Raw genomic sequence first — 14,847 nt, forward strand, 5'->3', positions numbered from 1 at the left:
TCACTTGTTTAGATTTTGTTTCTTTTACCGTTTCTACTTTAAAACGAGCTCTTGATTTATTCCAATTACCACCTATTTCAGAATTCGTAGGCATTTCTCCAAATTGCCTTTTTACCAAAGGATTTCCATCTGTAATACCTATCAATCTTAGTTCATCTATAGTTCCTTCCTTCATCTTGAATTTAACAAGATAGCCCTCATAATCTTCAGAAAAAATTATATTGGGTGAAGTGGTCGTTTCGCCTGTGCCTAACATTCTATTAGTTTTTAGAAGTTCTTCGTAGTGTTCTTTAGACATTGTTCTGTAAAAGACTTCACCATTTTCATACACTTCATAATCGCCTATTTTCTTTACAAATTGCCCTAAATCGAGTTTATCAACAAGTTTAGAAATATTTTTCGAGGCATTTTTAGCCTTGGCGGCTTTCTCCACAAGCGCATCAAACTCCTTGAGTTCCTTCTGTGCAACCTTGTTCTCCACCAAAACCCTGCGCACACTGAAAGCATGGTTATTGACAGCCAGCAAGCTACCCTGCGCAATGTTGGCAACATCAATACCCATGCTCAGGGCAGAGTAGGCTTTGATAAAGTCTTCACCCCAGGATTGCGTCTCAATGTAGGTTCGCAGGGATGAGTTATCAAAGAACAGATGCGTAGCATCATTCAGCAAGCCGGTCCAGGCTATCGTACGGGCTATCTTTCCCGTGCTGCTCAGTAGCGTGTAAGTCGACCCGTAAACGGCTATGGATTGCAAGGACCAGCTAACGGCTGCCTCCATGCGTTTTGCTTCCTGCTCGGCAGCAAGATGGTACATGTAGATAGCCGGGACAGCCGAATATTGATTTTCGTTCACATTCTGCTCTTGCGTGAAGAGCAGGTAAACGGGTGACAGGGGATTGTGGGAGACTCTCGGTGTAACCTGTACAAACTGTACCGGGAATCCACTGCCTCTGTTGCTCCACAAGTCAAGCATACGGTTATTCAGTTGTCCGTGATGCTGTATGCCTTCGGTAAGGAAGAAAATATTCTCTTTCTTATAGTACGAAGCGATTCCCTCAGGTGTCTCTTTCCAATGGGCACTGAAGGATTCCAGTATCTTATTCAGCAAAAGGCGCCGGTTCTCCTCACTGTCTATTTTATTGTACAGGTCAATGGTTGTTTGTGGGTGGGCTTCCAGATAGTCATACAGCCTTGCCTGATTGTTGATGTGGGAGAGAATATTCAGTGCGGCTTTTTCCTCATCCGTATCAAACTGCCAGCCGACCAAGGTCTGCATCACCCGATTGGACATGTCACAACCGGCCAATGTCGTCAGGTGCTGCAGCAACCTGTCATCGTCGAGCGTGTCCAATACGAAACCCGGAGCCGTCTCATAGACAAGGTCCAGCTTATCGCAATCCTCGCCAGCTCCGGTCAAGGCCTTGTGGTACAGATCAATAATAGTCTTTTGTGATACCTGATAGCCTAAATAGTCAAGTAAACAGGCAAAGTCATCATAGTTGTAACACCACAACCGGATGGCTTTCTCCTTGTCATTCTTCCTTTCTGAATAGGAGAAAATCAGGTTGAAGCCTGTGTGGAATTTATTGTCAAAGTCCAGTTCATAGTTAATCGAATTGGTGACATTCTTTTCGTTAACCGAGAAGTCTACGATGCCGTCGCTTCCTAATTCAGCATAGAGCTGAATACTCCGTTTCTCCGACACAACCGTGCTGATGGAAACATCAAACAGACTGAATCCTTTGTAATAGTCATCTTTACGGTAGGGAACTCCCGATCTTGACCTGTTACTCTTTATCCAGTCCAGCAGCTTCTTGATTTCTACATTGTGGCTTTGTGTCTGTGTGGCCTTGTCCATCGCCGTGAACACCGCCGGATTGGCCATGACGTTCCACTGGAAGGCGGCAAGCTCTCTTGCTCCCGGAGTGTAGTCCATCAGGTTGTAGGTCTTCCCTTGGGACTTCCTGCCACCGTATTCCCCGTCGAAGGTGTGCTGCAGGGTGAAGAGACCGTGACCCACTTCATGGGCAATGGTACGGGCAAGCGCATCCGTATTCGGGCTGTTACCGGCGAAGATGTATCCGAACCGGCTCTTACGGGGCATTTCACCCTGCAGACCGTCCTTCTCGTCCTCCAGGCCTTTGGCACCGTCCAGCACAAAGAGGTAGAGACCGTCGAGTGTGCCGGCTTGTTCCTGGTACGTCTGCTGCAGGTTGAGCATCTCGGTGCTCTCCTTGAGTTCCTTCTCATATCCCCAGAAGGACTTGCCAACCGTGCTGAGCAGGCCGTCCTTCTCACTCTCCACTTCCCAGTCGTAGTTGCCGCGCAGGCTCTCATCCACATCGACGGTGAACCGGACGCCGGCTGGATGATAGATGGCATTGAGCTCCCTCTCAATGGCGACCTTGTCCAACTTCGCCTCATTGATGGGGACCAGAGTGACCTTGTGCTGCTGACGGGCATAGCTCACCACACGGAGCTTGCCGATGACAGCCCCATCGTAGACGGCAAAGACCTCGTAACCGGAGCCTGACGCTACGGAACGGAGGGTGACTGTCCAGGACTGCTCCGACTCATTGAGCCGGGCAGGAAGGGCCGTGGTATTGGGCTCGGACACAAAGCGGACCTTGGTCAAGTCGATGTCCTTCAGCCCGTCATAACGGGCCGTTACGACATCCTCCTCGCCGACCGGAACGAGCTTCCAGGGGGCGATATATCCCTTGGCAAAAGGTTTGTAGAAGCGGTCCACCTTGACGCTCTTCTGATACCACTTCTCCTTTCCGTCATCGAAGGCATATTCACCCTCTCCACGCTCGAAGCGTACATAGCCGTACTTGCTGGAGAGTGATTCCGGGTTGAAGTCGCCGACACGGTCCACGCGTTCACACATGAGACGGACCTTGCCGTCCGTGCCATCCGGGGCAGTCCCGGAATCATCCGGGGTGTTGCCTCCAGTTGTCCCGACCTGATAGCTGTTGCCCTTGCTGTCGGTGACGAGCAGGGGGAAGATGCTCTCATACGGGGCATTCGCCGGCACATCGAGCCGGATGGTCTGCGGATTCCCGTCGGCATCCGTCGTCTCCAGTTCCCCCGTTGCGGGATTGTACGTTATCTGGGGCAGGTCGGGCAACGTAAAATCCAGCTTGTGCTCGCGCATCCGGATGGTCGCGGGTCGGATGTCCTTTCCACCGTCATCCACATAGTCGAGGTTGGAAACCTTTGATTTCCGTTCATCGTAGGAGGCTTCCACCGTCCCGCCTGTCTGGAAGTTGTCCACATTGATGCGGAGACGGTCGAAGCGAAGGGAGACCGGCGTGTCGATGACGGTCTTCAGACGTGTCTTTCCCCGACCCGAATACCAGCCGTCACCCAGGGACGTCACCTCGGTAATTGTCATGGGGTAGTCGCCGCCTATCGTGACGACATCTCCGACCTTTACGCTCAAATTGGGGACCTGCGACAGGTCGCTCCGCACGGGTTCCTTACCGCAGTCTGCCAGCAGCTCTTCATTACGGCTGCTGAGTGTGAACTCCTGCACATCCGAGAACACGGGACGATTGTCCGTGCAGAGAGTGCCCACCCGCCACTGGTAGGTCCATCCGGGTTTGAGCCGTGCCAGCGTCAGGGACTCGCCCGACACCTGGACGTCGCTCCATTCATAGACATTGAGACGGGTCTTGGGACGGCACTCGACGACATAGCCGGTCGTGCCGATGACCTTGTCCCAGGAAAGGTCCACCTTGGCAAACCGGGGATGGGACTTCAGACCGGTGGGGGCCTGGCAATCGTCGTTGAGATAGAACCAGCTGACCTCACTGAAGCCACCGTTCTCGAACATGCCGACTTCATCGATGCCATCACGGGCTATCGCCTGTACCTGCCAGGCATAGCGCCGGTTCGGAAACAGGACGGGTTCGAGGTGGGTGTAGTTCAGCGTGGTGTTGCGCGTACGGACACGGTAAATCTCATTCCCATAGGCAAACGCGGACTGGGGAGCGGCACCGTTGTCAGGCAGTTCCTTCAAGACGAACTCATACTCGGTGCCGGCAAGTCCCTGATGGCGCGGCATCCACTGGAAACGGAGATAGAGAGGCTCCGTGATGGCGATTTGTGCGTCTTTCTCCGGAGAGTTTAGCTGGGGAGGTTTCTTTACATCGAGATAAGAGCGTCCTGCATGCCAGTCCGACAGGGTACGGCCGGTGTAGTAGTCGACGACCTGTACGGCGAACTCGGTGTAGCCCGTGGGAAGCTGCCCGTTCCGCAGACGTCCGTTCGTCTGCAGGTTCTCAGGCTGCAGGTAGGGGGCAAGGTCGATGTTCGTCAGCCGTGTGGGCACGTTGGCATAGAGCTCCAGCATCGGATAGTCCGCATCCTCACGGCTTTCGGCACGGAACCCTGTACTTTTCAGCTTGATGCGCAGCTTCGCAAAGAGCAAGGGCTGCTNAAGGTCGATGTTCGTCAGCCGTGTGGGCACGTTGGCATAGAGCTCCAGCATCGGATAGTCCGCATCCTCACGGCTTTCGGCACGGAACCCTGTACTTTTCAGCTTGATGCGCAGCTTCGCAAAGAGCAAGGGCTGCTGCAGGTCCCGGTTGAGAAGGGTGACGAGCAGACGGTCACGGCTGCCGCTGTAGTAGTCCGCAAGGTAGGGACTTTGCGGGGACGGCCATTGGACTGTGGCATGGACCGGATAGTATTGGGCATAAAGCCTTACGCATCCTGCCACTGAAAGAAGGACGGTTACAAAGAGTATTTTACACAGCGCGAACAACTTCATTGACTTCATGCTCCTCATACAGGTTGGTGTTTAGGTTATTCCTTTGTCTTTATGACCTTGAGCGTTGATTTCTCATTGCCCACAGAAAGTTCTACTCCGAAAATTCCCTCAATATCCCCTCGCAATTCATATTCGAACGTCTGCTTTTGCGTCTTCGATATGACTTTCCTGTCCATTTCGGCTCCCGTTGGAGAGAGCAGACGCAGGATGAAATCACGAGGTTCCTTCAGCTCTACATATACTTTGAACTCTCCGCTTGTGGGAGTTGGAGTTACCAGAAACTGCTTAATCAGATTGTCCTTGCCATCCGGTAAAGAGACACTTCCTTCCTCAAGGACTTCCAATCGTTGGGTAATAACCGTAGAACAGTCTTCCAGATAACCAATGAGAGTAATTTCATAAATGCCGGTTTCCGGGATTGTGAAAATCACCCCTTCATCAGACTTGCTTGTAACGACAGCATTGTCAGGCAGTATCCATTCCAATTTGTCAGCCTTGACACGGCTGATATTCACAGCGTGAACGGTGGAGCCGACAGTCACAGAGGTAGGAACCGTGATATCCAAAGGAAGGTCGGTATCACTTGTCTTTATCATGACTTCAGCCATTGCCGTACATCCAAACTCATTGGAAATCACCACACGGTATTTTCCTTCTTTGGACACGGTCAGTTCGTTGCCCGTTTCCTCCAATTCTTCTCCGTTGTAAAGCCACTGATAAGTCACATTCTCCGTACTCGGACGGGCCGTCAATTTCCGGGATTGTCCCTGGCAGAGTGTAAAGCCCTCGCTAAGAGCAACGGTAAGCGCTTCAGGTTCTTCCAGCACAATCCGATAGTGCAGGGAGCAACCTGCCTGGTCGGTGATTACCGCCACATATTCACCCGCTCCCAGATTATTCCGGCTCGTTGTCGTTACGGTGTTGTCATCTTCCCAATGTATGGTATACGGCTGTGTTCCGCCAGACAACTCCAATGTGATTGTACCGTTGTTGGCACCATGGCAGGTCGGATGGGTAATGGTTGGTGTGATGGAAATCGCATCGGGAGTCATCACTTCGATATTGCCCGTGATGGAACAGCCGCGGCTGTCGACAACTCGGACAAAGAAACTTCCTGATTCATTAATTGTCAGAGTGGATTCTGTCGCTCCCTCCTTGTTCCACTCGTAAGTGTAGGGTGGAGTTCCTCCGGTTACGGTTGTGGAGATAAATCCACTCCCGCCATTACAGGATGGAGGAGCTGCTGTAAATGACAATGCCAGCAAATCAGGTTGTTTGAGCTCAAAAACAGGAGACTCGGCTGAGATACCATTGCCATCGGTAATTTTGACTTGATACAGGCCGGCAACCAGGTTATGGGCTATACTGTCCATTTGTAAGGAAAGTTGCTCTTTCATACCGCCGGAAATCTTGTACCAGGTATAGGTATAAGGAAGTTGGGCAGAGAGAATGGGCTTTCCTCCCTTTCCATGTGCCGTCAGTTCTCCGTCGTTGTCGTCATGACAGCTGATGAAGTGTGTTTCTTCAATGTCTACCGTCAGCAAAGGAGGAGCAGAAAGCGTCAGGGGCAGTTGGGCATGACAACCGCAAGGATCCTGTTTGTCCCTCTCGTCAAGCAGGGCAAAGCGCATATCTTCTGCAACGGCAGTATATTCCCCACGGGGAATATCGCGCAGCGTATAGATATACCGGGAGCCGTCCGGACGTGATTCTGTCGGAGGAAACGACTGCCCGTCCTGGGTGCGAATAAAACGGACTGCATAACCTGATGCAGAAGGAGAGCCTCCTGAAACCGCTATCTGTATGGAGCCGTCCGATGATTGATAAGCCAATGGGCTTATTTTCTCTATCTCCTCTATACTGACAGCCTCATCGGGTTCTGTCAAGATTATATGATGAATCAGCTCTTCGCCGGATGCTGTCTTGGCCACACAGCCGTTGCTATCCTGCAAACGAAGTGTATAGTTCCCTGCCGGTAATCGCCTGAATGTTGTGGCTCCTGTCTTGAAAGATTGGCTTTGCACGACAGCACCGCCGGCATCGGTCAGTTCTGCAAGAAAGTCTCCTGTACCTCCTGCAGCTGTCAGCGTGATTTCTCCATCCTGTCCGGAGAAGCAACTTACATTCTTCTGGGTGAATGAATGTGTGATGGCAGGGCGTTCGGCAATAGTCGCGGTAAATTTATGCCTGGCATCCCCTGCAAACGTACTATATCCATTATAACTGCCTTTAAGAGAAATACTATAGGCGCCGGAAGACAATCCCTCCAACAGGAAGCTGTTCGCACCATCCACGGTAATATTCCCGGCACTCCCGGTAGCCTGTCCGTTGATAAAGCAACTTAATACTTCCCCGGGAAACAGGGCACGGTCCAATGTCACCCGAATGGCAGCATCTCCCGACTGATGACAATTCTCAAGATAAGTCTCATAGGACGAGATTTTTGGCGAGGACAAGGCTGGCTGTATACTGAGGATGCCGCTTGACTTCACCGGATTGAAAATGCGAAACAGTACAGGCTTCCCTTCTCCTGCAAGTTGCTGGAACACCGTTGCAGACATTAAATCAGTGCCACTCACATTTAAGGAACCGTCAGGAGAAGCATCGATGACAGAGCGTGGAACGTCTATCCATGTTTCTCCACGGTCTATTGAATATTGCCATTTATACACGGCATGTGGAAATCCTGCTGTGTTTTTCAGGAGTACCTTATCATTGCTTGGCAACAACGCCGGCTGCTCCTGCTCAAACAGCAATTGCGGATAGACCATAAATTTATGTGTGATGGCGTATGAACCATGGACACTAAGGCTTCCCCACCACAAATCAGTCAAAGAAAACTCCGTTTGACCATTTCTTGACTCAAGGAATTCAGCCGTATTACTCCCGTCTTTACTCCACACGCCCACTGATTTTACTTGCTTGGATGTTCTTGCCCACATGTGATTGACAGGTCCATCCTTCGCCGGGATCGAATAAGAGCCTTGTACGCTAAAGTGCCCTCTGCGCTCTCGATGCATAAAGAATGCCGGAATGTCTCTTTTCGTGGAGTTCCTGGTCGTAGTGTAGAAGAGTTCGTTATAATACCTTCTACGCTTTCTATCCAAAAAGAATTCCACATCATACTCAAAAATATAATATTGGGCATGAATCTCCAGTAGCCCGAATAAACAGAAGATGATGGTTACTAATTTTCTCATAAACGTATTTTCTTGATAAGTTGTGAGGGCTTTCTGCCTTTCAGTTTTACGATTAATGTATATTCATTTTCCCCTTCTGGAGAGACCTCTTTATCGACAAGTTCCCCGGAAGATGGCAATCCTTCGCGATACAGGAACTTGGTGTTCATGCTGTCAGATTTATACAAGGTGACCGATATCAGATTCTCATCGGGTATATTCCACCTTACGGCAATACCTTCCGGCAACGCTTCCAGGTCGAATTTCATTCCGCCCTCTTCCGCCTTACTGATAAACGACTTTATTTTTATGGGATTGGATAGCAGGGAGCGCAATTGATTACCGGTATAAGCCATTATCTGGTAAGTATAGCTTCTCCCGGATTCGATGTCGGTGTCTTCGTATCTGTATGCTGCGGGATCCTCTATGCGCAGCACTTTCTGTTCAGACTTGCCGCCAGCATCCGTACGTGAGACAATAAATCCGATGATAGACTGATTCTCTCCAACGACCCATTCTATAATGTTCTTACCGTCCTCTGCCAGACCTTTTGTAATGAGTGGTGCGGAGGGTGGGATTGTCAGTGGTTTGGTGACCTCAATGACTTCACTCGGTGCTGACTGGTTGTATCTTTCGTCCAGAGAGGTCAAGGCATAATAAACCTTGTTGTTGAGATTGTTGATATTTACACTATCTGTAAAATAAGTGTTGCGGATGGCTACATCCGTAATGGGTATCAGCTCTTCTCCCTTTGTCTGTCCGCGATACAATCTGTACCCATAAAGATCGGCATCCTGATTCTCGTCCCAGGAAAGATGCACACGACCCAGACTGTCTATCTGCGCTTTCAGACCTTGTGGAATTGCAGGAGGCACACTGTCAATCGGCTGCAAGAGTATGGGAGGTGATTGGGTGGAAGCTCCTTGCCTGGCTTGTGCTTCCACCTTGTAATAGATGTCTCTACCGATTCGGTCTATATGGAAATGTCTCGCTTGAGAGCTGACATTGGCAGCCAGTATACCGTAAGTCCTGTCATTTCTTGAAGAGAGGACATTAAAACCACTGATGAGCGCCTGCTCTTCGTCGTCGAAGTTCCATGCAATATCCGCCCCTCCATTCTGGTCGAATGTGTAGCTCGTAATCAGAGGGGTCGCTTTCAATGCAGGGTAGGCCGTTCCTGATACGACATCGCTATATACGCCCTTACTGCCGAAAGGCGTTACACCGGCGACCCGATAATAGATGGTTTTTCCCAAAGGAATACTGTCAAGATAAGTGATGGGGGCATGAGGATTCTTGTCTGTATCCGCCATACGGGTAACAGGCAAATCCGACACCTGTTCAAAATTCTTTCCATCCAGACTTCGTTCGATGACATAGGCGGAATAAAGATAGGAAAGCGTGTTATAGTCCCAGGTCAGTAAAGCCCCGGATTCACTGAATTGGGCAGTCAGTCCAATGGGGCGGACCAGATTGATTTTTTCATTGGCAATGGCAAACACTGCACCTTGGCTGATTTCTCTTTTTTTCTTCGGTACGAGGGACGTCACACGATAGAGGTAACGTTCGTTTTCCTTTATGTCATTATCAATCCATCCCCAACCAACTTCTTTAGCTACCGGAAAACAGAGATCGGCAGCATATAGCGAGAAGAGATAGCGTTGTTGGCGCATTTCATCCAGCGAAATGGCTTTGGACAGAGGATGGTCTCCAATCCCCACTTCAAAGTCTTCCCCGAAAATGGCTTGTGCAATGACTCCACCCATGGGGTTAGCGGCAACGAGCTGTTTCAGTTCGTCTGTTTCTTCCGGCTTCATGACTTCAGCAAGCACTTTGGTTTCCGGATTATCCAATACCTTTCCAGAGCGGGCCACTGTCAGGCGCTCCAGGCGAACTCCATATCGGTTGAGCAACTCCCAACTTTCTGCATCGGTTGGAATCCAACGCAACAGGATGCGGTTAGTCTGTACTTCCGCCCTCATTCTGATGGCAGGTTTTTGAGACTCCTGTGCCATCCCGATAAGCGGGAACAGGCAAAGAAGAAGTAGAATGTATATTGTTTTTAAAGGACGCATACTTATTTATTCAGATTAAGGTGATTTATGTATGTGAAGTCATAACTGCTGGTTACGGTTCCATCAGGCAAAATATAGCTTATGATGGATTGGTATTTACCCTTTTTCAGAACAGGCAAAGACCTTGTGACAAACCTGTTGTACACTTGTGGTGTAACGGCATTCTTATGGTTGATGACGGAATTCTGCAAATCCCGGTAATCATTGAACGAAACCAGAGCAACATCAAATGTGAACGGGAAACGGAAGAGGGATGGATTCACACCGTCGTTCTGCATCGCTGAAAGATAAATCCGACTCGGCGAGAAAGCGTTGTATGGAGGAACGCCAACAGGCTCTTCTTCTCTGCCCATAAGATGTATGTTGCCATAAGGATAGCCGTCGTACACAAGAGGAAGAACCGTATTCACGAAATACTCTTCCCTGAGGTCAGAATGGAAGGAGAGCAAAGGTTTGTATTGCGTCTTTTCAACGCCGACAACCTCCACTTCATCGAATGGTTCTTTGCTTTGGACATCGGCACCCAGTGTAAGGGCGACACCGGCATCCAGAACGACATGATCGCGGACTTTCAAACCTTTCATCTTCTCTCTGAAGGTTCCATATTTACTGGTTGAGAAGTTGTAAGTAAGGATGGATTGCTCAAGCTCTGTTGACACTTTTGCAATGGCCTTGTTACCGCCTATATGTCCCGAGAAATATTCATCTTTGGTTTCCTCTGTGTCCTCTGAGACCGTTTCCTCTTGGTTCCTGTCACCTCTGGTAGTAGCGGAATAGGATAAATCCAGTGCATACGGGGTCTGGTTCTTCAACACGGGAAGACTGAACTCCAGACGATTTTCCGATTCATTGTAGTTGAAATCGGTAACAATCCGTTCATTTTGACCTGTCACAAAAGCCAACTTATAGTCAAATCCCTTCTCAAACAGGTATTTCTGTCCGAATTGCAACTGAACGTATCCCTTACCATACTCCTTGGTCAGCAGATATTTCTGTCCAATGACAGGGTATGAATAAACGATGTTCTGGAAGGGGATATCTGAGGGCGCACCTCCTGTCCTGAAATGACAGACTTTCTCTTCATACGCCGGAACACCGGATGTTAGAACAGGTTTCCATTTCCCATTCTGCAACTCTTCGAAAACGATACGGACTTCTGCAGTCAGTTCTTCATTGGGTGGAAGAATTTCTTTGGACTGGAAACGAATGTCAGTCATTTCTTTACCCCAAATGAGTTTTCCTGGTACGACCTGATTGTTCTTATCCTTGACGATAAACTCTTTGAGGTTGATGCGGTAATACACGGCTTGACCGGATTCATCGCTGGCTTCGAAGCTTTTACCTACTTTTACATTGAAGGTTGCTTGCGGCACGGTGAAAACACTGACTTCCTGTTCTCCTTCAGCAGGGGAAAGGTCATTAATCATGGGTTCGTCTATCGGAGAACTTCCGGGTATGATGACATCACATTCTTCTCCCAGTTCCAATTTGAACCGTGCTTTTCCTTTAATGAGTCCGAGAACGTTGAGATTTACACCCAGATATCCCTTGAAGTAGGTCGGGTCAGGCAATCCGGCTTGCAGCAGAGCGGCTGCTCCACCTTTGATTACCGGCACCCGCATACGGATGAACCACAATTTTATTTTCACACCCAGTTCTCCTTGCAAATAGGCATAAGTCTGTCCTTGTGCATACCAGCCGTCCATGCCTATGGTGCCGGAACGCCCTTTGCACTGTGCTTGTGCATAGTCCTTGAGCATGACATCAAATCCAAGCCCAGCCTGGAAATTGGCATACATCATCATAAATTGCAGATCTCCGGTCTTCATGGAGAATTCAGAACCAAAGGCAAAGCCCTTTCCTGTGCTTAGAGCTTCCAGATTCCTGTTTGTATGGAGGCGTCCGACATCTTGCCCCAGAAGGTTGATGACCGCTTGAGGAGGAGCAGGCATCTCTGGGATGTGTCCCCCTGCCATGAAGTATGACCCCGTTTTTATAGCCAGGATGTTTCCAACGGCCAGCTGTACCCCCAACCTGTTTGTCGGTGTGCCCAAATGCAGATACCAGTCTTTCGGCTCCATGTGGAATACGCCCCAGCCTGCTTTGCCATGCTCCCCGACACCACGGATGAGCTCGGAAGGTGTGTTGAGATAAACATCAGAACTTGCATGCAAAACGTGGTTCTGGAAATCCATCTGTATACATAGTGTTCCAGACAATCCCACATCCTTTATGGCATCCGGAAGAGACTTTATGGCTTCTGTCAGGCGAGGCCAGTCATTCTGTTTGAATTGTTCTGACAACTTGGAGGGGAAGGTGCGTTGCTGCTTGTCAAGCTTCTCACTGATCGCACTTTTGCTCATGCCACCACCCTTATTGGGAAATTGGCCATAGCCATAAAAACCGGCTGAGGCAAGTCCTCCTGCCTTGGTGAATGTCATTTCAAAAGCCGCTTCGCCATAGAGTGCCTTACCCACCTCAAACACGGTGCAGGCCTTGAATCCCAATCCCATGGAAGAATCAGGTATATAATTGGCGTTTGTGAAACGTCCACCGTTTGTACTCCTTCCTTCTGCCCGTACACCAGAAGTCAATGCTCCCCCAATCCCATTCAACGTCATGAGACCAAGGATGGGCATACCGGGATGGAAGGTGGCCATTCCGTCCGCATACCAATATCTGAAATCGTCTTTACGACCGAAGGCCGCACGTGCCAATATGGAAACCTTGTTTTTGTTGTTTTCAACAGAACCTTTCTTGATTTCTCCGTTAAAGGATATAGCCATGTTTATATCGCCGGCAAAACCATCCCCATAGAGCATGTCTCCACGATGCCAGTCAAGACGGCCATTCATTTGGACGACACCGGCTACGACCGCATTCAGTGCGATGGTGCCCACCTCTACTTTATCAAGGTGCCATGCCCTGTCCTCGTATTTCGCAAGAAAACTTACTTCCGTGGCTCCCGAAAAAAGATTCTTTCCAAGATTGATTTCTGCTCCTACGGTCAGCTTGACATGCTCTTTGCCGGAATTGGTAAGGGCAATATTATTAATCGACAAGGGGAAGTTACCCAGTTTGGCTTTCCCTTCATATCCGAAGTAATCAGCAGAAATATATGGAGAGACGGTCGTAATCTTAAAATTGCGGAAACTGATTTTATCGAACGTCGTTTGGGTGGTTGAGTCATTGTCCTCTTCCCCGCCAAGGGACATATACCCATGCAGTACAGCCTCTGGTACAAACCGGTCGTCCACTAAACGCAGTGTGATGCTGGAATTTTTTTCAAGATGGGCCTTTGCCTTGAAAATGGAAAAATCAAGAGATTCTTCATTGCGTACACGCAGGGTATATTCATTGTTGGGCTGCAAGTATCCTTCATACCCTAAAACGGTATTTTTACCCTTGAAAGGCAGACCCAGCTGTCCGCCAAATTCAGCCCCTACCAGTTCACTTGCAATGAAGCTCAGGCCGAAATGATCCACAGAGAAACGCCATCCGTCCGCACTCCCCTTGTCAAGAGGCAATATGTTGTCTGCTGAAAAAATGCCTGTCACACCATAGTCATCAATCAATAGCCCCTTTGCAGAAAAGCTCGCATTTGAAAAAGCTTTCGGCATCGTGATGGAGACATTCTCCGCATACACTCCTCTCCATAAAACTTCTTCATCGGGCAGGAAACCGTTTCGGTATTCCGACGGGAAATGTATATCCGTTGAGTTTCGTCTGCTGCTAAAGTCCAGAATGACGTTATCGAGCGAGAAGACGTAACCTTGGAGACCTTTGATTTCAAAGCTTGGAAGGTCTAAGGCAACCAACAGGTCATCCCAGGAGTCGATGACTGTGCTGAAATGCCCGATTACCTGGTTTGACAGGCTGTTACCCGCCTCGGCAGCCCCATCCGTCCCGCCATGAGCGGTTATGCCATCTTCCCCACACTGTCCTCCGGCTTTTACGATCAATGAAGTCGGGAAATGGACTTCCGCATCAAGGGAAAGATTGTGAAATCCGTCACAACCGACAGTCATGTAGGTGTTGCTTTGCGAAACACCCCTGTCTTTACTGAGTCCGTTCCCTTTCAGGACGATTGTGGTGTTTCCTCCATTAAAAGGCACTTCTACATCATGCAAAAGAGAAAGCTTCAAATCTCCGGTCAATCCACCGGTGTATGTGCCTTTTATTCCTTCCGCCCCAAAGAACAGTACGGTGCGTTTGCCATTCGTTCCTTGTGGGATGACCACCTTCGCGTAAACACCAAGTTCTGTGGTAGAGGTTTGTAATGCAAAACGATTGATGGCGATAGTGACTTCCATGCCTCCAATCGTCCTTTTCAACCCCAAAGGAAGATTTAGCGCTTCCTCCTCGTAAAGTTCCAGGTCCTCCACATAGGCATCATTCTCCGCTATGTGGGTGAACATGTTGTTGAGGTCTTCCAACTGTTGTTGCCAACTGTCCCCTGTCTGGGAATAAGATAAACTTATGCTCAAAAACAATGTACAGAATAAAATGCTTATCCTGTGACAATACAAATGTTTATGAGAGAGACTTGAAATGGATGAATACTTTATCATACGGTATAGTTAAGGTATAGAGATAACTGCTGCAATGTTTGACAGCGGTTATCCGTATTTTTTCAACACGACATCTATTCTCCTGTCTGAGAGAGATTGAACTTCTCTGCTTGTACAAATCCTGTGTGTACGATTAAATCATTTGTTTTGCATGGGTTTATGGTTTAAGATTATGGACTATGATAATTTCTCATGGTGCTTTAACAACTTGGTTCAGGTTTCATGAAACGTTGATTCCCGACATC

At 49.0% G+C, this 14,847-nt stretch carries 3 protein-coding genes; all 3 read right to left on the reverse strand.

Features of this window, described 5'->3' with window-relative positions:
- Nucleotides 1-4,812: 4,812 nt before the first annotated feature.
- Genes C8275_RS13885 through C8275_RS13895 form a run of 3 tightly spaced genes read right to left on the reverse strand, consistent with a single transcriptional unit; the run spans nucleotide 4,813 to nucleotide 14,467 of the window.
- A complete protein-coding gene (locus tag C8275_RS13885; RefSeq protein ID WP_106625604.1) occupies nucleotides 4,813-7,977 on the reverse strand; it encodes a SprB repeat-containing protein in 3,165 nt (1,054 codons plus the stop codon).
- Nucleotides 7,974-10,031: a fibronectin type III domain-containing protein gene (locus tag C8275_RS13890; protein ID WP_106625605.1), complete on the reverse strand. Its 2,058-nt coding sequence runs from the start codon at nucleotides 10,029-10,031 to the stop codon at nucleotides 7,974-7,976. The genes C8275_RS13885 and C8275_RS13890 overlap by 4 nt, the downstream gene beginning before the upstream one ends.
- 2 nt (nucleotides 10,032-10,033) lie before the next feature.
- Nucleotides 10,034-14,467 (reverse strand): hypothetical protein, encoded by a 4,434-nt coding sequence (locus tag C8275_RS13895; protein WP_234395780.1) that lies wholly within the window; start codon nucleotides 14,465-14,467, stop codon nucleotides 10,034-10,036.
- Nucleotides 14,468-14,847: the final 380 nt, after the last annotated feature.

The sequence above is a fragment of the Bacteroides sp. Marseille-P3684 genome (assembly GCF_900291465.1).
GTDB lineage: Bacteria > Bacteroidota > Bacteroidia > Bacteroidales > Bacteroidaceae > Phocaeicola_A.

Excerpts from the sequence above, each read along its gene's own strand:
- C8275_RS13890 (WP_106625605.1), bottom strand. The coding sequence starts at position 10,031 with ATGCGTCCTTTAAAAACAATATACATTCTACTTCTTCTTTGCCTGTTC.
- C8275_RS13885 (WP_106625604.1), bottom strand. The coding sequence starts at position 7,977 with ATGAGAAAATTAGTAACCATCATCTTCTGTTTATTCGGGCTACTGGAG.